Below are 21,534 nucleotides of genomic sequence, written 5' to 3'. Positions count from 1 at the left end.
CGCGGAGGTTATGTGCATCACAGTGTTTTTATATTCAGCACGCGGAGTGTGCTGCTGATATTATTTTATCATTTAACAGCTTTCGGACAACCCCGGTACGGGGATATTGGACAGTCGGGTTTGGCATGGATGTGTATTCCATATAAAAAACGGGACTTTTCTGTATCAGGAACCTGTGTCCCGTGCAGAAAAATCCCGTCTGGTCTTTTGCTTTATTCTTTTATCACTTTCCGGAAATCTGAAGTCTTTCCTTCACGAATCCCAGAAAATCCTTTCCCTGTTCACTGAGCTCTTCACCTTTCCGGCAAATGCACCCGTAAACAAGTTTCTGGCCTTCTCCCGGAAATGTATATTTCACGGAGGAATATCCCGGATCACGGCCGGAAAGATCCGCACCACTGATATTACACAACTCTCCGGACCCAAGAAGACGTTCCACGATATAATCACTGTTTGTTACGACTACGGTCTCTGCCTCCACTGCGGAATGACCGTTTTCCTCTACAAGGTTCCGGTAATTATCCGGGGAAAATTCATCGGGAAATCTCTGGATCAGCCTGAGCTGGGACATATTAAAATCTCCCTCATCTGCTGTATCTGCTTTCCCCTTCCCTGTATAAATATTTACCTCGGTTTCCATCAGCAGCTCAAATTCCAGGTAATTCCGGGAAAGAAAATACTGGAACGCTGCCAGCTGATTCTGCATCACATAGGCGAATCCCATATCATCCTGTCTGGCTTTCACACGTTTTATGATCTCATGGGTATCTGCTGCGTAAACCTGATAATGAAGATCATCGCACTTATGTGCTTCATAATACGTTACGAAGGTATCCGCAAACCAGGAGCTGGGATGAAAGCATACACACAGGTTGCTTTTTGCAAGTGGCTGTGCCTGCATTTCCAGTTCATCTATATTTTCCAGGATCCTCTGCACATGGATATATGCACGCTCTCCTTCCGGTGTCAGCTCTATGCCCTTTGCATGACGGACAAACAGCTGGGTACGCATATCGTCTTCCATGGAACGGATCACCTTGCTTACATTTGACTGCGTGGTAAAAAGCAGTTCTGCTGCCTGGCTGAAGGAGCCTGTTTTGGCACAGGCTGCAAAATATTGTATCTGTTTTATATTGAGCATGATCCTACCTCTGTTTCTTTGCAAAGATCAAAAACATCGGGGTCGGATTGTAAAACTCGTCTTTTTCTGTATAAATACGTTTGCTGATACCAAGGTCAAAGGAAAATTCTTCCACACCTATACGGCTCAGCGTTTCCAGATCCCATGCCGGACGCAGAAAAGAACTGATGGGCAGCTGCCGCTTGATATCCTCGCATTCCTGCATCAGCTCATCCTGGATCTGATGATGGGCATGATTCTCCGGAAGATCCGCAGTGTCCGCAAAGTCTGCTGCCCCGTAATTTGCATCCAGATTTATCATCACTCCGCCCGGTTTCAGTACACGGAACCATTCCTGATAAGCATGCTCCGCGTCCGGAAGTGTCCAGGTAAGATTCCGGGATACGATCACATCAAATTCCTCATCCGGAAAATCCGGAGCTTCTGCATCCATCACCATAAACCGGCAGTCTGCTTTTTCTTCCTCCGCCAGCTCCTTTGCATGAGTGATCATATCCGGCGTCAGATCGATCCCGGTTACCTGATGGCCTTCCTTTGCAAGAAGAATGGTAAAAAATCCGGTTCCGCAGCCTACATCCAGGATCCGGAGATTCTTTTTCTCAGGCAGATACTTCTTAAGCTCAGCCATCCAGCGGCCTGCAAGTGCACTGTGAAGCTCTGCTCTTCTCTGTTCCAGAAAGCTGTCGCTGCGCCTGGTCCAGTACTGGGCGATCCTTGTTTTCCGCTCGTCTTTTTCTCTTACGATATTTCCGTAGGTGATCACAGGGCCGCCTTCCACAACCTGAAGGCTTGATACCTGATAAAGGATCACACCATCCATGTCTGCACGACAGATTTCCTGTACATTTCCCTCATAATCACGGATTTCTCCAAGATACTCATCCTGATGAACGATATCGCCTGGTTTCTTCACCGGGTACCAGAGACCGTTGACACTGGCGCACTGATAACGCACATCATCCATTTTCAGCGGATAGTACGTACTGTGGGAACGGATTCCGTTATAGGCTCCGATGCTGCAGAGGATATTTCTTACATCTCTTCGCATGGAATCCACTTCCTCCCGTTCCCAGGTTCCCATACAGCCGCGTTCCAGAAGGACCGCCGGAATATGGAAGGTACTTGCCGCATAATTGTAGGCGCCGCCTGTACTCACATTTGACTGTACCATATATGGGACATCAACCTGCTCTGCCATTTTTCGGGAAGCTTCCACGATCTCCGGCTTTGCCACGCCTGCAAAATATACATACGGAGTCAGCTCCTCATAATCATCACCGCCGTGAAGATCGATATAATAATCTGCCTTCCGGATCAGGGATTCTGTGATGGCCGCTGCCAGTCGTTCCATTTTTGTGCCATCTTTTCTGCCAGGGAAAACACGGTTCAGATTTTTTCCGTCTTCCCAGCTGATGCTGCCTGCACGCTTCTCAAAATCTTCCCGGTTCAGCACCTTTACCAGAACCAGCTGGCCCTTTACCTTTTCCGGCTTCAGCCGCTTCGACAGCTCGATCAGAGTCTGGATCCCCACATACTCTCCTGCATGAAGCCCGGCTGTGACGAGAACGGTTTTTCCAGGATCTTTTCCACGGATGATGGTTGCAGGAAGGACAAATTCTCCATCTCCGAGCTCAAGAAAGCCTTCTGTTTTTTCTCCTGCCGCAACCGGAAGATTCAGGAAATGATCCGGCTTTACACCGGTTACCATAAACATTGGTGTGGACTGATAATTCAGTCTCTCTTCCTCACTCCAGACCGTTTTCCATATTTCTGTGTCTGTGCGGATTCCAAGAAGTCCTGCTTCTCTGAGAGTTTTTACATCCCAACGGGGACGGCTGATCTTTGACAGCGGTACCTGGAGGGCAATCCGCTCCATGCGCTCAATGTCCGTACAGAGATAGTGATCATCCAGGCTGTTGTTTTCCACATTTTTCCGGTCGTTTTCGTAGGCCTTACGCTGCTCTTCCTCATAAAGATAGCCGTACCAGTTGGCATCAAAATTCAGAAGCCTTCCTCCTGCCTTCAGTACACGGACCCACTCTCTGTAAGCAACATCAGGATGCTCCAGATTCCAGGTAAGATTTCGTGAAATGACCACGTCAAAGGTATTATCCTCAAAATCCAGCTTCTGTGCATCCATCCTCCAAAAACGGATGTTCCGGCAAAGGTCTCCCGCATTTTCCTTTGCCTTTTCCAGCATTCCTTCCGTATAATCTACTGCATCTACATGATATCCGGCTTCTGCCAGGATCACAGGAAAAAATCCGGGACCTGTTCCGATATCCAGGATACGGATCTCTTCCTTGGGCTTGTCCGGAAACTGACTGGTCAGCACCTTAAGCCATGCGTTTTTCTGCGTTCCTGCAAGCTCTTTATGATTCACTTCGGAGTACCCTTCTGTACGGGTGCTCCAGTAAGATTCGATTTCATCAAGAAGTTTTTCCACGTTGATTCCTCCGCACTTTTCTATTCACGTGAGGGAAATCAGGTCCCCCCACAGGTCACGTTTAATGTACCAAATTGTCAGGGTATTAACAAGCCCCTGGGGGGGATTCCCCACATTGCTCTGCCGATAAAATTTCCGAATGCCAAACACTGCTTCCGTACTCCTGTCCACCTTGTAATTCTCCGAATGCTGTGGTATCATCCTGGCTGTAGTAATTCAGTAATATAACCGAAATTGAAAGGATGGTTCATATACAAATGACAACACAGGAACTGGCCTATGAAGTTATCAGCCGTTTAAAAAAGGAATATCCGGATGCAGACTGTACACTGGATTATGATGATGCCTGGAAGCTTCTTGTAAGTGTCCGTCTGGCAGCTCAGTGTACCGATGCCCGGGTCAATGTAGTAGTTCAGGATCTCTATGCAAAATACCCGGATGTGGCAGCCCTGGCAGCTGCAGAGCCGGAAGCGATCGAAGCCATTGTACGTCCCTGCGGCCTTGGAAAAAGCAAAGCCCGGGATATCAGCGCCTGTATGCGCATTCTCCACGAACAGTATCACGACAAGGTACCGGAAGACTTTAACGCACTTCTGAAGCTTCCCGGTGTGGGCCGAAAAAGCGCAAACCTGATCATGGGTGACGTATTCGGCAAGCCTGCCATTGTAACAGATACTCACTGTATCCGCCTTTCCAACCGCATCGGCCTTGTCCATGACATGAAGGATCCGAAAAAGGTGGAAATGGCTCTCTGGAAGATCATCCCTCCGGAAGAAGGCAATGATCTCTGCCACCGTCTTGTCAATCATGGAAGAGAAGTCTGTACAGCGCGTACAAAACCTTACTGCGACCGCTGCTGTCTCAATGATATCTGCGAAAAAAATGGGATCTGAATGTATGCAGTTCAATAAACCTTCAGACCCCGGAAAGGAAAAACATAATGAATTTCAAAAAACTGGAAAATAATCTCCTGGATATGATCCAGGAACAACAGGTAAAGATCGGATACATGAGCGGAGTTACCCGTTTTTATTATCCGCTGCAGTCTCTGAACCGCCTTCTTGGCACAGAGCTTACAGAAGAAGAAATGCAGCACGCAATGGAAGAATTCTCAGATTATGCCTGTGACCGTCTTGGAAAAGTAACAGCTTCTTCCAAAAACAGACGTTTCTGCATCACCCTGCCGCCTCAGGCCTCGGACTACGTTCACGAAAACCGAAAGCCAAGTGAATTTCTGGTACACTTTATAGGCACAGTTGCCCGTCATGGCTGTACTCTGGATGAAGTGATGGACGTTTTTCATGCTTATTCTGACCATGTACACGTGGAAAAAACAACCGGAACCGGATTTGATTATCTTGTATATTTTGAAGACGGGATCCCAGATGACTACCGGTATTGTCTGTCCCTGGAGGGTGAGCATATGATCTATCATAAGTTTACACCGGAGGACTATGAGGACTTCGGATTCTGATCTCCGAACATCGGGCAAGTTTCCCCCACTGCTTATTGCTTTTCGCAACCCTGCAGGAGACTCCCTTGATTTGATCAAAAAACCGCCGGTCTGCAGACAGATCTTCAAAAAATCCTCTGCAGATCGACGGTTGTTTTTATTTTCTATGCACGGAATTTCTTCTGCATCTCCCGCACCATATCTTTCCTCTTAAACAGGAACAGCCATACCAGCATCAGAAAGCTGACGCATATACAGATCAGCGACGGATACAGCACCGTCACCACACCGGCAGCCAGCAGGATCACAGGGATCACTCCTCCGAAAGCTCCTGCTTCCAGAAGATAGATCATATATTCCGCCACCTCCAGCTTCTGTACCGCAGTGATCACCCACATGGAGCAGATCACAGCAAGCGAAGCCAGAGGAAGCAGATAATCCACAGACCAGCCACGCCAGCCGGTAAACACATCCCAAAGCACTCCTGCAACAGCTGCGATCACCAGCTGCCACATCTCATTCTTTAGGAGATTCCGCCGCTTCACATAAGCCACTGAAACCATCAGCCAGGTGCAGAACGCCCCTGCAGTCACAAACCAGGCCCAGCCTATATGACCATCCAGCAGATAATCGATCAGATTACATACCACAGCCAGCACAATACACAGAAACGTAAAGCTTTCAAAAAGCTTCATCTGCTGCTTCTGCTCCTCTTTCTGTCCCGGAAGATCATTCTCCCGAATTGTACAGGACACCTGCTCATTTTTCAGTCTCTCCACAAAATTCCGCTCAATATTTCCATTGGGGATCTTGGACGTAAAGCTTAAAACCATCTCATCTCCAAAAGAACAGGAACACAGCTGCAGACTGTCCGTGCTTGCAAAAAGTCCGAATCTCTGAATATATTTCCGATATTCCTCCGGCATCCGGATAATCCCCACATTGGAATAGATCGCCGTGATAGACCTCCCTCCGAGAGTCGTCCCGGCAAGAAGGAACGGGGTTTTGATCTCCAGTGGTACCAGACGCAGGATCGGATTTTTCTCCAAGCTTACCAGATCATTCAGCTTTGCTTCGATCACGTCCTTACTCAGTTCCTTTGCAAACTGCTCCTTTACGGATCTCAGAATATCCTCAAAGGCTGTATCAGACTGAAAATAACAGCTGATCTCGATCCATCCGAAAAAATTTGCCATAGACCGGGACGGAAAATAATTTCTCAAATTTACCGGGATCATCAGACCAATGGGCTTTTTCGCCTGATTCTGAGGTACTTCTTCATGGATCGCCCAGATAAGTGCTGCCGTAAGAAAAACCGTGATCGACACACCGGCCGCTTTTGCACGGGCGTGGATCTCTTTTACCGGAACACAGACTTCCGTGATATCCATATCCTCCTGCCTGAGCTTCTCGCCTTTTAACTGGAAAGCAGGCTTCTTGGACTCTCTTTTTCTTGGCGCATCGGAGGAATAATACTGAGAAAAGCTGTCCTCCTCCATATCCCTGCCCGTAATGTTTTCATCCGGAAAAAGCTCCGGAAGCTCTGCGGATGGGTGCGTCTCCTGAAGATAATTTTTCACCAGCTCCATCAGAAAATGCATGGCTCCCGTTCCATCCGTCAGCGCATGAAATACCTCGAAATTGATCCTGTTCTTATAATAGCTCACCCGAAAAAGAAGCGTTTTTTTGTCCGGAATATAAAGTCCGCTGCAGGGTGCACCTGCTTCTTTCTTTACCACTGCCGGAATATCACGTCTCTCCAGATAAAACCAGAACAGTCCCTTTCTTAAAACTGCACGGAAAAGAGGATATTTTTCCAGTGTCCTCTCCAGGGCTTCCTGCAGGTTTTCTTCTTTTATCTCTTCTTTAAGTTCACAGTAAAAACGAAATACCCTGGTGTCATTCTTTCCTGTCACCGCCGGGAACGCCAGCGCCGCATTGTCAAGTTTTCTCCACTGTGCATATTCGTTCTTCATGATGCTTTCCTTCTTCCTGTTCCTCTGTTTCCAGAAAACGATTTACATATGCAAAGCTCTCCTGCACATGCAGAAATTTGATCCCCAGTGCAAAATACCCGTGAAACGCACCTGCGATCCTGTGCACTTCCACACGATTTCCCGCTTCCTTCAGTTTTTCACCAAATGCCTCACCTTCATCCCGAAGAGGATCGAACTCAGCGGTAAGTATCAGTGTATCCGGCATATTTCGAAAATTCTTCTCCAGGATCGGCGCAAAATAGGGATTCCTCCTGTCTTCCGGACAACTCTCATAGAATTTCAGATAATCTTCCATCTTCTCCGCTGTGAGAAGATAACCGGTTCCATTTGTTTTTACGGATTCAAAAGGAGAGTCTTCCGTATAACAGTTGTTCAGTGCCGGATAAATAAGGATCTGTTTTTTTGGAAAAAAATCTCCGCGGTCTCTGGCCATCATACATACAGCCGCTGCCAGATTTCCGCCTGCACTATCTCCCATAATGGTGATACGATCCGGATCCGTATTCAGAAGAAAACGATTGGTGTAAAAAGTCTTCGCAGCTGCATAACAATCCATCAGTCCCACCGGGAAACGGTATTCCGGTGCCAGCCTGTATTCAACAGACGCCACGATCTGACCGGTAGACTGTGCCATTCTGGCACAAACCCGCTGATAATTCTCTACACTTTCCGTAACCCATCCACCGCCATGGAAAAACAGGATCACCGGTGGTTTTTTTCCGGAGGCGGCACCATTTTCCATGTCCTCTTCTGTTGGAAAAAACAGACGGATCGGCACTTTATAGTCTCCGTTATAAACTTCCGCATCCAGCGTCCTGTAAAAGATCCTCATAGGATCCATCTTCTTAAGATCTGCCAGCTTTCTGGAAGCCTCCACTTCGATCCCGCCATAGGAAAGAGCATGGAGCACTGTCCGCACGGCACGTGGCATAGCAGTTTCTCTCCCGGTCGGAATGCCCGGAACTATGACTGGGCGGCTTCTTCTGTTTTCTTTTCTTGTATAGATATATTTTGTTTCTGTTTCGTATCTTCCAGGAATGCAGACTTGTTTCACGCAGGTACGCCTGTAGGCAATCCTCTTCAGAATCTCATGATCTGTACGGATGATCACTTCCGTTCCCTTATAGCCCCGGATATAATATCTGTTTTCTTTCTTTTTTATACGTGGTTGTCTCAATCGCAGTAAATATTTTCTGATTACTTTTTCCTCCGTGGATTTTTCCTTTATTTTCACCTATGATAGCATCCGCAGTCTATGAGTACAAGTCATAGTAAAAAATATACTGCTGCATGATCCCACGCATTCCTCTGTATCTGCGGTTGGGAAATCCTCTTTTGTAATGCACGTCCATGACCTGACGGATGTGGGTATCTATGGGAAAAGCATCCATATGATGCAGTGCAAACAGGCAGATACATTCAGCTACCTTTTCTCCCACACCACAAAGCTTCATCAGCTCCTTCTTTGCCTGAGGGTAACGCATATCATAGATTTTTTCCAGAGAGATCTGGCCGGATGCAATGGTCCTGGCCGTTACTGCGATATATTTTGCCCGGTATCCCAGGCCGCATCCTCTTAACTCCTCTTCCGTTGCCTGACTCAGCGCCTCTACAGTCGGAAAAGCGTAGTATTCCGCACCTGCAGATGAATTTTTTCGCTCTCCGTACTTCCGGCAGATGGTTTCGATACATTTGCGGATACGCTTGATATTGTTCTGCTGAGATATCAGAAACGTAACGATCATTTCCCAGAGATCCTGTCTTAATATCCGTATCCCGTCTCCTGCCTTTATTGCGGCACCCAGATATTTATCCCGTGGATTAGCAGCATTCATGTAAGCTTCATAATCCGTATCCAGATCAAAATAAAGCACCCAGTAACAGATAAATTCCTCCTGAGAGCAGCAGAAATCCACCACTCCGTCTTTCTGATACATTTCCAGATACTGGTCTCCCGCCACCATGGAAAAATGTCCGTCTCCAAGCTTTCTCATCCGGAAGCACTGTCCGGAATCGCATATTTTATCAAGGCTGAAATGTTCCAGCTCTACTGTGATCATGTCTGTTCCTCTCGTAAATATTTTTCCTTATATAATGTTCTGTATTCTCTTGGTGTCATCCGGTACCGTTCCCGGAATACCCGGTTAAAAGTCCTCTGACTTTCAAATCCTGGGATCTGCACATACGCCTGCTCCACTGCAAGATTATCATCCTTCTCCTTGCGGTTTGCCCTGAGACACCGCACCGCATTTACAATATCCGGATGCACCTGCTCCTTTTTTATAACCGGGTCCTCCGGACAGCTGTTCTGAATGATATCCGCAAACTGACCAATCAATACCGGCTTTGCCCAGAGATAGACTGCTTTGTTTTCTCCCGGAGAGAACACCTGATAATGATGGATTACATCCGGAAAGATCACTGCAAAATCTCCCTCTTCCATATGATAAAGCTCCTGTCCCATACCAAGCTCCAGAGTTCCCTCTGTGATATAGATAAACTCTATGGAGTTATGAAGATGGGGTGAAGCATGGGCTAAGGTCCGCAGATGAATATGGAGATTCTTCTTTTTTTCTTCGTATACTGGAAACATGGATTTTTCTCTCCGCAATATTTGACTACTTTTTCTGTGTTTTTGGCACGTAATATTTCCGAGAGTTTATTATAATGCATTTGTAAGTTAAAGAAAAGAGGAGGAAAATAAAATGAAAAAAATCATAGAATTTATCAAATATGCGATCAAATGCTACGTGGAGATCAATGCAAGAAATCCATACTTCCACTAAGAAGATCCACAATAATATCTGAGGTCACGGATATTTTGTGTGGATCATGCGCATGAAAAAACTGAATAAAAGTCAATAAATGACTTGTGCGAAAATAATATCACCTGGCATCATGAAGTATCTCCAAAGCCCGTTTATATCTTCCATGCAGCCGTGATATCTGTTCAGTAGACATATTTTCGCAGTCAGAAAGACGTGTTACATCAGAATTGTGGAGCAGATCAGCCTGCTTCACTTTTTTTGCGATCGGATTCTTCCGAAGCTTCCGGATATAATCGAAATAATTCATATTCTTATCTCTTGTAAGACAACGTAATGCCTCCACAACCTCTTCCGGAAATTCTCCGGTAAGATCCTCAAATGTGATCTCTGTATCTTCTATCACATCGTGCAGAAGTGCCGTACATACACTGAGTTCATCATCCATTTGCTCCGCTACATGAAATGGATGAAAGATATAAGGTGTCCCGCTTCGATCTATCTGTCCATGATGTGCCTCGTATGCCACCTTCATAGCTTTTTTCGTCAAAGCTGTATAAATCATAGCTGTGCCTCCCGTCAGGTCTTTCGAACCCCCGTTCATACTCTGTATTACACAGTATAGCATCTATATTTCCTATATACAAGGATAAAAAGTGTTATATATCTATCATTTTTACTTATATACGACAATTTTCTGATTATAACACTCCCAAAACTCTGCTGTTCTTATTTAGATTTTTCATTGGATCATGAACTCGCTTGCCCTCATTCTGAAATTGGTATATACTTACCTTGGTCAGGTAAAACTATCCATATTCGTAGTATTACACGGATCACTTCATTTTAAAAAAGAAAGGAATCTTACCTATGAAATTTATATATCCCGCAGTTTTCCGTCCCACAGAGGACAAAAAATACAATGCTTTTTTTCCGGATCTTGCCTGCTGTGAAGCCAACGGTGACACGCTGGATGATGCCATCGAAAATGCCAATGCAGCTGCATACGACTGGATCTACACAGAGCTTATGGAATTTGAGGGAAAGCTTCCTCCGGTTTCCGATGAGAGCGATCTGGAGCTTCAGGAAGGAGACGTTGTCCGCAATATCTCTGTAAATATCCGCTTCCAGGATGGCTGGGACGAATAAACTCTCGTATCACAAAAACAAAGGCGACATTTAATATCATTTTCAATAAATGTCCGTGTCGAAAATGCCTGTTATGCAAAAAGCATCCGGATCGGTAATTGTCCTTTATTACCGATCCGGATGCTTTTATTATACATTTCATCATTGTTCGTGATACTGTCTAAAAAATTTACGCAGTCCGTCCAGTGCTTTTACCAGCACTTCTGTCTCATTCTCATTCAGCTCTGCGATCACCGCTTCTGTCATCTGCCTGTGAAACTCCGCATGATGATGATATGCCATACGTCCCTTATTTGTAAGCTGGATAAATACCACACGCCGGTCCTTCTCACTTCGTTCTCTCTTCACATAGCCTTTTTTTACAAGACTGTTCATAGATGTTGTGAGGGAGCCTACAGTGATCTTAAGCTTGGCTGCAATGGAGGACATGTTCCCTCCTCCAAGACCTACAGCCTCGATAATGTGCATATCATTGTTGGAAATATCTTTATATTTATCTGTGATGATGGCTTCCTCCTCCAGTCGGAGGATCTCATTGAACAGATTCACCAGCACGTCATTTATAACTTCCCGATTGTCCACTCTACCCGCTCCTGTTTCTCCGGAGTAAAAAGGCTTCTCCGGTTCTCTGTTTATGAAGCCATCGTAACATAAATATGGCATTTTTTCCACTGGATTTTTACTTTGCGGGATACAAAATCACTGCACTTATTGCTTCTACATTTTCCGGAAACGTTCATAGCGATGTTCCAGAAGCTTCTCCGACTCTTCTTCGCCATATTTCTCAAGAAAATCCGCAATTCCGTTTTCCAGATAACCTGCAATATCATTTATGTTCTCACGGCTTACAGGCTCTGCTTCCGGGATCACATGCTCGATCATCCCCATCTGGTAAAGGTCTGCAGCTGTGAGCTTCATCACCGCTGCTGCTTCCTTCGCCTTTTTGCTGTCTTTCCAGAGAATGGAGGCAAAGCCCTCCGGGGACAGGATGGAATAAACGGAATGCTCCAGCATCCATACCTCATCTGCCACAGCCAGGGCAAGGGCACCTCCGCTTCCACCTTCACCGATCACAACGGAAAGCACCGGCACTGTGAGACCTGCCAGTGTATAGAGATTTTTAGCAATGGCTTCACCCTGTCCACGTTCCTCTGCTTCTAACCCGCAGAATGCACCTGGTGTATCTACAAGACAGATCACCGGACGGTGAAATTTCTCTGCCTGCTGCATCAGACGCAGGGATTTCCAGTACCCCTCCGGAGAAACCATTCCGAAATTCCGGACAATGTTTTCCTTTGTACCCTCTCCTTTTTCCTGTGCAAGAACAGTTACCGGCTGTCCGTGGAAAAATGCCACACCACCGATCACTGCCGGATCATCACCACAGTGACGGTCTCCGTGAAATTCCATGAAATCGTCAAAAAGTGCTTCGATGTAATCCTTTCCTGTAGGGCGTGTTTTGGCTCTGGCAAGCTGGACATGTTCCCAGGGAGTGAAATCTCCGGATGGGGCGAAGTCCGGCCAGATCGCATTATCTTCCTCAACAGTTTCCATTGATTCCTTATTGTCATGATTGATCCTGTTTTTAATGTCTGTATTATCGGACTGTACATTATTCAGGACTTTATTCTGATGTAATCTCAGAATATCTGCCAATACGATCCTCTGCTCCTCACGCTTTACGATCTTGTCCACAAAGCCGTGTTCCAGAAGAAATTCCGCTCTCTGGAAGCCTTTGGGAAGCTTTTGCCCGATGGTCTGTTCGATCACTCTGGGACCTGCAAAACCGATCAGCGCTTTCGGCTCTGCCAGGATAATATCTCCCAGCATAGCAAAGCTTGCCGTCACGCCGCCTGTTGTCGGGTCTGTGAGGACCGGCACATAAAGAAGTCCGGCATCGCTGTGCTTCCGGATGGCCATACTGGTTTTTGCCATCTGCATCAGGGAAACCAGTCCCTCCTGCATTCTGGCACCGCCGGAACAGATATAGAGGATTACCGGCAGCTTCTCCTCTGTGGCACGTTCAAAAGCCCGCGTGATCTTTTCCCCCACGACTTCTCCCATACTGGACATCATGAAACGACAGTCACAGACACCAAGTGCCACAGGTGTCCCTTTTATAGTACACTTTCCGGTAACTACAGCCTCATCAAGCCCTGTCTTTTCACGAAGCCCCTGAAGCTTTTCTTCGTAGCCTCTGTACTGAAGGGGATTCTGTTCTTCCATGTGAGCATCCCACTCCACAAAACTCTTTCTATCTGCGATCAGTTTGATCCGACGGTAAGCGGGTACATGGAAATAATTTCCGCAGTGGGGACAGATGTATTGATTCTGCTTTACCTCGTCTACAAAAACCGCCGCTTTGCAGGCGTTGCATTTACGCATCAGGTTATCCGGCACCTCCGGAGTGTTTTCCTGTTCCTCACCCCGGATATCCCTGACTGTTTTTTTGAACATGTGCTTAATTCTCATTGATCTTCACTCCCGCAATGATATGGCTGGCAAGAAAGCCAGTGTCAAAATTTCCGGACTGATAATCCTCATCTTTCAGGATTTCGTACTGATAGTCAATATTTGTATCGATTCCGTCAATGATCACCTCACCAAGAGCACTCTGCATTTTTGCAATGGCGTCTTTCCGGTTACCTGCATGAACGATCAGCTTCGCAAGCATGGAATCATAATATGGCGGGATCTTACAGCCGTTATACACACAGGTATCCACACGGATCCCGTTTCCTCCCGGAAAATGCGCTCCCTGGATAGTTCCCGGCGAAGGGCGGAAATTTTTCTGGGGATTTTCAGCATTAATCCTGCACTCAATGGCGTGTCCCTGGATCCGGACATCCTCCTGAGCGATCTCAAGAGGCATTCCGGAAGCGATCTTCAGCTGCTCCTTTACAAGATCGATACCTGTTACCCACTCTGTCACCGGATGCTCCACCTGGATCCTTGTATTCATTTCCATAAACCAGAATTTTCCATCCGGTTCCAGAAGAAATTCAATCGTTCCCGCATTTACGTAACCGGCTGCTTTCGCCGCCGTCACCGCCGCATGCCCCATTTTTTCTCTTAATTCCGGAGAAACTGCAGCACTTGGAGATTCCTCGATCATCTTCTGATGATTTCTCTGAATGGAGCAGTCACGCTCTCCCAGATGGATCACATTTCCGAAGCTGTCTGCAAGGATCTGAAACTCAATATGTCTCGGATTTACCACGAAATGTTCAATATACATGGTACCGTCGCCAAAAGCGATCTCAGACTCTTTTCTGGCGGTTGCATAGGCTTCCGGAAATTCCTCCGGTATGTTTGCCACACGCATGCCTTTTCCGCCGCCGCCAAGAGCTGCCTTGATGATCACTGGATAACCGATCCTCTCAGCTTCCTTAAGACCGGTTTCAATATCCTCCACATCCCCTTCGCTGCCCGGAACTACCGGAACACCAGCTGCGATCATGGTGCTTCTTGCAATTTTTTTATTGCCCAGCATACGTATGACCTTTGATGGAGGACCCACAAATGTGATCCCGCATTTTTCACAGAGCTCCGCAAATCTGGCATTTTCAGAAAGAAAGCCAAATCCCGGATGAATGGCATCCGCACCGGAAACCATGGTTGCACTGATGATCTGTTCCATATTCAGATAGCTCTGTGCAGATGGTCCCGGTCCGATACAGATTGCTTCGTCCGCCAGCTGTGTGTGAAGGCTTTCCTCATCTGCCTCAGAATAAACCGCCACTGTGGCAATTCCCATTTCTCTACAGGCACGGATAATACGCACCGCGATCTCGCCTCTGTTGGCGATCAGTAACTTTCGAATCATACAATCACCTTACCCGATCATAAATGTAAGCTCAGCCTCTACGGCAACCTCGCCATCCACAGATGCCACTGCAGAACCAATGCCTACAGGACCCTTTCTGCGGATGATCTTTGTTTCAAGACGGAGCTTGTCTCCCGGAGCTACCTTTCTGCGGAATTTACACTTGTTGATACCTCCGAAATAAGCGGTTTTTCCCTTCATGTCCTCCAGGGAAAGAATGGCTACCGCACCCACCTGTGCCAGCGCTTCTACCATCAGAACACCCGGCATTACCGGCTCCTGGGGAAAATGTCCCCGAAAAAAATCCTCGCGGAAGGTCACACATTTATATCCGACAGCAAATTCACCCGGCTCATAATCTTCAATATAGTCCACAAGCAGAAACGGATGTCTGTGTGGAATGATCTCCTCGATCTGTTTTACATCAAGATGCTTCATTCTCTATCCTCCTGAAACAATAATTTTTCTTATTCTCTGATTCTGATCTGAAGGTACTTATCGGATACGGAAAAGCTTCTGACCGTATTCTACCGGCTGTCCGTTCTCCACATAGATCTCTGCGATCTCGCCGTCAAAATCACTTTCGATCTCATTCATCAGCTTCATAGCTTCCACGATTGCAAGAACCTGGCCTTTTTTTACCTTGTCTCCAACCTGAACGTAAGGCGGAAGATCCTGGGACGGTGCAGCATAGAAGGTTCCTACCAGCGGAGATGTTACCAGGCTGCCTGTCTGATCTTCCTCGCTCTGTGGTACGGTTTCCGACTGCTCAGTACCTTTCACTCCCTGTGCTTCTGCCACTGTTTTTCCTGTCACTGTCACTGCCATTTCATCTGTTGAAGCCGGTACCACAGGATCTTTGCCCGCCACCGGTGCTGTATTCACTGCCCTGCGGACTTTTCCACCGGTCATTCCTACTGCCGGAATGTTTTCCACAGTTTCTCCTATAACCCCCTGGATGATCTGTGGCTTTCCATGCTCCATACTTAAGGTCAGATCTGCTGTCTCATATGTAAAGGCAGTAAGCTCTGATGCAGATACGTGATCGATCAGTTCAAGGATCTGGTTAAATTCCATAGCTTCAGTCCTCCTCATACTTCTTTACAAGCAATGTTCCGTTGTGTCCTCCAAATCCAAGGGAATTGCTCATTGCATAACGAACTTCCTGTTTTGCCGGAGCGCCGATCATATAGTTCAGATCAAGCTCCTCCTCTGTTTCTGTTGTTCCCACTGTCTGATGGATAAATCCGTCCAGAATGGATTTTACGCATATGATAAACTCAACAGCTCCTGCTGCGCCAAGAAGATGGCCCACCATGGATTTTGTGGAATTGATCTTTACATCCTTGGCAGCGTCCTTAAACGCAAGCTTGATAGCTCTTGTTTCAAACAGGTCATTGTGATGTGTTCCGGTTCCGTGTGCATTGATATAATCTACCTGCGCCGGTGCAACACCTGCTTCCTTCATGGCATTTTCCATAGCACGTGCGGCGCCGCTTCCGTCCTCGGCCGGAGATGTGATATGGAAAGCATCTGCAGTTGCACCGTATCCCACAACCTCTGCCAGGATATTGGCATTTCTCTTTTTGGCATGCTCAAGCTCTTCCAGAACAACCACACCTGCACCCTCGCCCATAACAAAACCGCCTCTGTCTTTATCAAACGGAATGGATGCACGCAGCGGATCCTCACTTGTGCTCAGTGCAGTAAGGCTTGCAAAGCCTGCGATACCGATAGGGCAGACAGCTCCCTCTGTACCACCGGCAAGCATTACATCTGCATCACCATACTGAATGGCACGGAAAGCATCTCCGATACAATGTGTTCCTGTCGCACATGCCGTTACCACGTTGGTGCATTTTCCTTTTGCGCCGGTAGCGATAGAAACATTTCCGGCTGCCATATTTGTGATCATCTTCGGAACAAGAAGCGGATCCACTCTTGAAGGACCTTTTTCCATAAGCTTCTTCTCATTGGTCTCGGTAGCCTGAAGACTTCCCACACCGGAGCCGATGATAACGCCTACCATGTACGGATCTTCCTCTTCCATCTTAAGCCCGGAATTTTCCACTGCTTCCAGTGCAGCTGCTACCGCATACTGGGAAAAAGGCTCCATTCTTCTTGCAGTTCTCGGATCCATGCGATCCTTTGCCACAAAATCTTTAAGCTCTGCTGCCAGTGTTGCCTTGTATCCGGTCGTATCAAAACGGGTGATCGGTCCGATCCCCACCTTTCCTTCTTTTACTCCGTTCCAGAAGCTTTCCACATCATTTCCGATCGGTGTTACTGCTCCAAGTCCTGTTACTACTACTCGTCTTTTCATCAATCTATCCTCCTGACTCCGGGGAGCCTTCTTTACATTGCCATTCCGCCGTCTACGCGAAGTACCTGTCCTGTGATGTAACGTGCACCGTCTGATGCCAGAAATGCAGCTGCCTTTGCCACGTCTTCTGTTGTTCCCATGCTTCCCATGGGGATAGATGCCGCAATATTTTCTTTTACTTTGTCAGAAAGCACGTCCGTCATATCTGTTTTGATAAATCCCGGTGCAATGGCGTTGACCGTGATTCCTCTGGATGCCAGCTCCTTTGCAGCGGATTTTGTAAGACCGATGATCCCGGCTTTGGATGCCGCATAATTGGCCTGTCCAGCATTTCCACGAAGGCCTACCACCGATGAAAGGCTGATGATCCGGCCGCTTCTCTGCTTCAGCATCATTCTGGACACATGACGGATGCAGTTGAAGGTTCCTTTCAGATTGATGTCAACAACTCTGGAAAAATCTTCCTCACTCATTTTCATGAGAAGTCCGTCCTTCGTAACTCCGGCATTATTTACCAGGATATCAACACGTCCGTATTTCTCTGCAACAGCTTTGAAAAAAGCTTCACATGCATCAAAATCTGCCACATTGCACTGCAGGATATCTGCCTGGCCGCCGGCAGCCTCGATCTCTGCTTTTGTTTCCCGGGCTTTTTCTTCTGAGCCGTTATAATTGATCACTACAAGGTTTCCTGCTTTTGCAAGCTCCAGGGCGATGGCTTTCCCGATTCCACGTGCACCGCCTGTTACAACTGCGATTTTTTTCTCTGACATATGAATTCCTTTCTGATGTTATGCGGTCATCCGTGATCCGCATTTGTTACCTGGCATTTCTGTCTGCTGCCCTATGCCTACTATACTTTTGATTCTTTATCTGTTTTTTCCAATATTTATACCAGTTCCCGGCAGACCTTCTCTGCATCTTCTACGGTCTGGATATTATATACTTTTACATTTCTGTCGATCTTTCTCATAAATCCGGCAAGGGTTCTTCCCGGTCCGATCTCAATAAATGTATCTACTCCCTGACGGATCATATTTTCCACACTCTGCTGCCAGCGCACGGAAGAAGAAATCTGTTTTTCCAGAAGTGCTTTTGTTTCCGCCGGATCTTCCACATACTCTGCGGTCACGTTTGTCACATACGGGATTTTAAGTTCATGAAGTGTGACACCCTCCAGAACCTTTCCCAGTTCTTTTCCTGCAGTGGCAAGCATTGCGGAGTGGAACGGTCCGCTGACATTTAACGGGATCACTCTTCTTCCTCCGGCTGCCTTCAGCTTTTCAGAGGCTTCCGCAACTGCCTCCGCAAGGCCTGTGATCACGATCTGGCCGGGACAGTTGTAGTTTGCAATGCTTACATCTGCAATGTCTGCAAGCACTTCCTCGATCTTCTCTGTCTCCATTCCCATAACTGCTGCCATGCTTCCCTTACCTGCCGGAACTGCCTGCTCCATAAGGATTCCCCTTTTTCTCACGGTAGTAACAGCATCCTTCAGCTCCATGCCGCCGGCAGCTTCAATAGCACAGTACTCGCCAAGGCTTAATCCTGCAGTTACATCCGGATGAAGTCCCATCTCCTCTACCACCTTCTCCATGGCAAGACAGGTAGTGACCAGTGCAGCCTGTGTATATTCAGTCAGGTCAAGCCTGTCATTTTCTTCAAAGCAAAGTGCTTTCATATCCAGATCCAGCCACTCACCGGCAAAGTCGAAAACATCCTTTGCTGTATCGTATTTCTCATAAAAATCTTTTCCCATTCCGGCCTTCTGTGCACCCTGGCCCGGAAAGATGAATGCTGTTTTTCCCATTTATTATTCCTCCACAAGAAAACTGTTTTTCTTTACAGTCTCTTTTGTCTCTCTGATCAGTCTTGCCATCAGCTCCTTACAGGTCGGTACATCCTTTACCATACCTGCGATCTGTCCGGACATAACGCTTCCGGTTTTTACATCGCCGTCAACAACAGCCTTCCTGAGGCCACCAAGTGTCAGCATTTCCAGTTCTTCAAAGGATGCACCTGCAGCTTCTTTCTCCAGATATTCCTTCGTCATAGGGTTTCTTAAGGTACGGACCGGATGACCTGTGGTACGGCCGGTTACTCTTGTGTCGATATCCCTGGCTTTCAGAAGGAATTGTTTGTAATTCTCATGTACGTGACATTCCTCTGTTGCCACAAATCGGGTTCCCATCTGTACGGCTTCTGCACCCAGCATAAAGGCTGCCGCGATCCCACGACCGTCTGCAATTCCACCTGCTGCAATTACCGGGATCTTTACTGCATCCACGACCTGCGGTACCAGCGCCATAGTGGTTGTCTCACCGATATGTCCGCCGGACTCGGTTCCCTCTGCTACCACTGCATCTGCGCCACAGCGCTCCATTCTTCTTGCAAGAGCTACAGATGCAACAACCGGGATCACCTTTACTCCGGCAGCTTTCCATGCTTCCATGTATTTTTCCGGGCTTCCGGCACCGGTTGTTACTACCTTGATTCCTTCTTCTACTACGATCTTCGCAACCTCATCGGCACTTGGACTCATCAGCATGATGTTTACACCAAAAGTCTTATCTGTCAGTTTTTTCGCCTCACGGATCTGCTCACGCACCCACTCTGCCGGTGCGTTTGCCGCTGCGATCAGTCCCAAGCCGCCTGCCTCGGATACTGCTGCCGCAATGTGATGATCTGCCACCCAGGCCATACCGCCCTGGATGATGGGATATTCAATACCAAGTAATTCTGTAACTCTTGTTTTCATCTTTTACCTCCGGAAAATTAAATCAAGCGGATAAAAGCATCCGCGGTTTATTTGGATCAAGCGGATAAAAACATCCACATTCACTACGTAGCCTTATTTTAACAATTCATTAACAGGGGCTTTAATACTCGATCAGGCTTGCTCCGTACGTCAGTCCGCCGCCGAAGCCTGCAAGGACCATTCTGTCACCCCGCTGCAGTTTTCCGCTTTTTTTCATCTCATCCAGGAGGATAAGAAGACTTGCGGAAGAAGTATTGCCGTATCTGTCCATATTCATAGGGAACTTGGAAATGTCTTCGCCCAGCCGCCTTGCTGCGGAACGGATGATCCGCTCATTTGCCTGGTGGAGAAGATAATAATTGATATCTTCACAGGAAACCTGCTCTCGGGAAAGAAGCTCCTTCACAGCCTCCGGTACCTTGCTCACGGCAAAGCTGAACACTTCCTTTCCGTTCATCTGTATGTAGGTTTCCTTTGCCTTCGGATCATTTTCATAACGGATCTGATTTCTGCTCTGTAAGGTAAGTGCACCGCCTTTTTTTCCAATGGAATGGGTTACCTGTGCATAGCTTCCACCCTCTTCTGCTCTCAGCACGACTGCTCCCGCACCATCCCCGAAGAGAATGCAGGTGCCACGATCTGTCCAGTCCGTTAAACCGGACAGTTTTTCCGCTCCGATCACAAGGGCATTCCTATATATTCCCTGGGCCAGGTATGCCTGCGCAGTGTTCAGTGCCAGAAGAGATCCTGTGCAGGCGCCGTTCAGATCAAAGCAGGTAGCCTTTTCCGCTCCGAGCCGCTCCTGCACCCCACATGCCACACAGGGCATGATCTCTGTTGGAGAAATGGTTGCCACAAGGATTAGATCGATTTCTTCTGCCTTCATTTCTGCGTCTTCCAGAGCTTTTAATGCTGCCCCCGCTGCCATCGTCACAGTATCTTCGTCCTCTTTTGCAATATGTCTCTGTACCACACCGGTTCTTTCCCGGATCCACTGATCACTGGTTTCCACCATCTTTGCCAGATCGTTGTTATCCCACACTCTGTCCGGTGCCCACGAACCGGTTCCACATATTTTACCTGTCATATTTTTCTCCATGATATCTGTCTTAAATCAGTCTGTATAAATCTGTACTGCTGTTCTCTGAATTATCTTTTATCTTAAAATATTTTGATTATCAAATTATATCATCATAAAAGTATTTGTCAAGAAGGAATTTTTGAGCATCCTTTTATGAAAAAAATAACAGCTGCCCCAGGCGTGGAGTATTGGTTTCTCCTCTGTCCTGTGACAGCTGTCTTATTTTTTTCAGACAGGTATTGTATTTATGGTTATTGCATTTATAGTTATTGCCTTCATAGTTTTACTTCATCGCCCACTGTACCAGGCACACCACACCAATCTGCACCAGCAGTATCACCGGTACACCAATTGCAAATCTGGCTTTTCGGGTTTTGTGGTGAAAAAATCTCATGCCAAGGATCGCCCCGACGCTGCCACCGATGACAGCACTTAAGATCAGAGTCTTCTCCGGGATCCGCCATTTATTACGACGTGCTTTCTGCTTGTCAACTCCAAAAAGCACAAAGGCCAGGATATTGACTGCAAGCAGATAATAATATATGTAATCATTCATGATAGCTCCCTCCAGGATCTGTGTCCTGTATTTCGGACA

General features: G+C 47.1%; 21 protein-coding genes. 3 read left to right on the top strand and 18 right to left on the bottom strand.

Annotated features, from left to right (window positions below; genetic code table 11):
* Positions 1 to 223: 223 nt before the first annotated feature.
* The gene (locus tag CCC70_RS01550) at positions 224 to 1,141 is read right to left on the bottom strand and encodes a LysR family transcriptional regulator (protein WP_278603405.1); all 918 of its coding nucleotides are present in this window, start codon (positions 1,139 to 1,141) and stop codon (positions 224 to 226) included.
* A gap of 4 nt (positions 1,142 to 1,145) precedes the next feature.
* Positions 1,146 to 3,587, bottom strand: coding sequence for a methyltransferase domain-containing protein (locus CCC70_RS01545; protein WP_278603406.1), 2,442 nt, complete (start codon positions 3,585 to 3,587; stop codon positions 1,146 to 1,148).
* Between the two features lie 257 nt (positions 3,588 to 3,844).
* Here CCC70_RS01545 and CCC70_RS01540 point away from each other — a divergent pair, with 257 nt between their 5' ends.
* Entirely contained in the window at positions 3,845 to 4,480 is a 636-nt protein-coding gene (locus CCC70_RS01540; protein WP_022427162.1) for an endonuclease III domain-containing protein, read from the top strand.
* Positions 4,481 to 4,527: 47 nt separating this feature from the next.
* Entirely contained in the window at positions 4,528 to 5,061 is a 534-nt protein-coding gene (locus CCC70_RS01535; protein WP_278603407.1) for a DUF3877 family protein, read from the top strand.
* A gap of 143 nt (positions 5,062 to 5,204) precedes the next feature.
* Here the strand turns inward: CCC70_RS01535 and CCC70_RS01530 are convergent, their stop codons facing one another.
* From CCC70_RS01530 to CCC70_RS01510, 5 genes are all read right to left on the bottom strand, one after another.
* Positions 5,205 to 7,016, bottom strand: a complete 1,812-nt coding sequence (locus tag CCC70_RS01530; protein ID WP_278603408.1) for a DUF6320 domain-containing protein — start codon at positions 7,014 to 7,016, stop codon at positions 5,205 to 5,207.
* Positions 6,982 to 8,271: an alpha/beta hydrolase gene (locus CCC70_RS01525; RefSeq protein ID WP_021652786.1), complete on the bottom strand. Its 1,290-nt coding sequence runs from the start codon at positions 8,269 to 8,271 to the stop codon at positions 6,982 to 6,984. Before CCC70_RS01525 ends, CCC70_RS01530 begins: the two co-directional genes overlap by 35 nt.
* A 19-nt stretch (positions 8,272 to 8,290) precedes the next feature.
* Positions 8,291 to 9,097, bottom strand: coding sequence for a DNA-3-methyladenine glycosylase family protein (locus CCC70_RS01520; RefSeq protein WP_278603409.1), 807 nt, complete (start codon positions 9,095 to 9,097; stop codon positions 8,291 to 8,293).
* Positions 9,094 to 9,630, bottom strand: a complete 537-nt coding sequence (locus CCC70_RS01515; RefSeq protein ID WP_118368499.1) for a cupin domain-containing protein — start codon at positions 9,628 to 9,630, stop codon at positions 9,094 to 9,096. The genes CCC70_RS01520 and CCC70_RS01515 overlap by 4 nt, the downstream gene beginning before the upstream one ends.
* A 293-nt stretch (positions 9,631 to 9,923) precedes the next feature.
* Positions 9,924 to 10,367, bottom strand: a complete 444-nt coding sequence (locus CCC70_RS01510; RefSeq protein ID WP_287084143.1) for an HD domain-containing protein — start codon at positions 10,365 to 10,367, stop codon at positions 9,924 to 9,926.
* 305 nt (positions 10,368 to 10,672) lie between these two features.
* On the opposite strand from CCC70_RS01510, the gene CCC70_RS01505 reads away from it, so the two are divergent.
* Complete coding sequence (locus CCC70_RS01505) at positions 10,673 to 10,951, top strand: type II toxin-antitoxin system HicB family antitoxin (protein ID WP_015525547.1); 279 nt, start codon at positions 10,673 to 10,675, stop codon at positions 10,949 to 10,951.
* A gap of 141 nt (positions 10,952 to 11,092) precedes the next feature.
* On the opposite strand, the gene CCC70_RS01500 is transcribed toward CCC70_RS01505, so the two are convergent.
* The 11 genes from CCC70_RS01500 to CCC70_RS01450 all read right to left on the bottom strand — a co-directional run bounded on the left by CCC70_RS01500 (position 11,093) and on the right by CCC70_RS01450 (position 21,495).
* A complete protein-coding gene (locus CCC70_RS01500; protein WP_022427168.1) occupies positions 11,093 to 11,533 on the bottom strand; it encodes a MarR family winged helix-turn-helix transcriptional regulator in 441 nt (146 codons plus the stop codon).
* 135 nt (positions 11,534 to 11,668) lie between these two features.
* Entirely contained in the window at positions 11,669 to 13,423 is a 1,755-nt protein-coding gene (locus CCC70_RS01495) for an acetyl-CoA carboxylase carboxyltransferase subunit alpha (protein ID WP_287084142.1), read from the bottom strand.
* Positions 13,413 to 14,777: an acetyl-CoA carboxylase biotin carboxylase subunit gene (locus CCC70_RS01490; RefSeq protein ID WP_287084141.1), complete on the bottom strand. Its 1,365-nt coding sequence runs from the start codon at positions 14,775 to 14,777 to the stop codon at positions 13,413 to 13,415. The genes CCC70_RS01495 and CCC70_RS01490 overlap by 11 nt, the downstream gene beginning before the upstream one ends.
* Positions 14,778 to 14,786: 9 nt before the next feature.
* Complete coding sequence (gene fabZ, locus CCC70_RS01485; RefSeq protein ID WP_015525544.1) at positions 14,787 to 15,215, bottom strand: 3-hydroxyacyl-ACP dehydratase FabZ; 429 nt, start codon at positions 15,213 to 15,215, stop codon at positions 14,787 to 14,789.
* A 57-nt stretch (positions 15,216 to 15,272) separates the two neighbouring features.
* Positions 15,273 to 15,854, bottom strand: a complete 582-nt coding sequence (gene accB, locus CCC70_RS01480) for an acetyl-CoA carboxylase biotin carboxyl carrier protein (RefSeq protein WP_287084140.1) — start codon at positions 15,852 to 15,854, stop codon at positions 15,273 to 15,275.
* A gap of 4 nt (positions 15,855 to 15,858) precedes the next feature.
* Positions 15,859 to 17,100, bottom strand: coding sequence for a beta-ketoacyl-ACP synthase II (gene fabF, locus CCC70_RS01475; RefSeq protein WP_287084139.1), 1,242 nt, complete (start codon positions 17,098 to 17,100; stop codon positions 15,859 to 15,861).
* 32 nt (positions 17,101 to 17,132) lie between these two features.
* The gene (fabG, locus tag CCC70_RS01470) at positions 17,133 to 17,873 is read right to left on the bottom strand and encodes a 3-oxoacyl-[acyl-carrier-protein] reductase (protein ID WP_015525540.1); all 741 of its coding nucleotides are present in this window, start codon (positions 17,871 to 17,873) and stop codon (positions 17,133 to 17,135) included.
* Positions 17,874 to 17,989: 116 nt separating this feature from the next.
* Positions 17,990 to 18,910 carry an ACP S-malonyltransferase gene (gene fabD, locus CCC70_RS01465; protein WP_287082915.1) on the bottom strand — a complete coding sequence of 307 codons (921 nt, stop codon included), beginning with the start codon at positions 18,908 to 18,910 and terminating at the stop codon, positions 17,990 to 17,992.
* A gap of 3 nt (positions 18,911 to 18,913) precedes the next feature.
* Positions 18,914 to 19,858, bottom strand: coding sequence for an enoyl-[acyl-carrier-protein] reductase FabK (fabK, locus tag CCC70_RS01460; RefSeq protein ID WP_015525538.1), 945 nt, complete (start codon positions 19,856 to 19,858; stop codon positions 18,914 to 18,916).
* Between the two features lie 121 nt (positions 19,859 to 19,979).
* A complete protein-coding gene (locus CCC70_RS01455; RefSeq protein ID WP_287084138.1) occupies positions 19,980 to 20,945 on the bottom strand; it encodes a beta-ketoacyl-ACP synthase III in 966 nt (321 codons plus the stop codon).
* A 277-nt stretch (positions 20,946 to 21,222) separates the two neighbouring features.
* Positions 21,223 to 21,495 (bottom strand): DUF1294 domain-containing protein, encoded by a 273-nt coding sequence (locus CCC70_RS01450; RefSeq protein WP_022427174.1) that lies wholly within the window; start codon positions 21,493 to 21,495, stop codon positions 21,223 to 21,225.
* Positions 21,496 to 21,534: the final 39 nt, after the last annotated feature.

The organism is Blautia sp. LMAG:89 (assembly GCF_008679485.1).
Lineage (GTDB): Bacteria > Bacillota > Clostridia > Lachnospirales > Lachnospiraceae > Blautia_A > Blautia_A fusiformis.
This window is presented reverse-complemented; position numbering and strand designations above follow the sequence as displayed.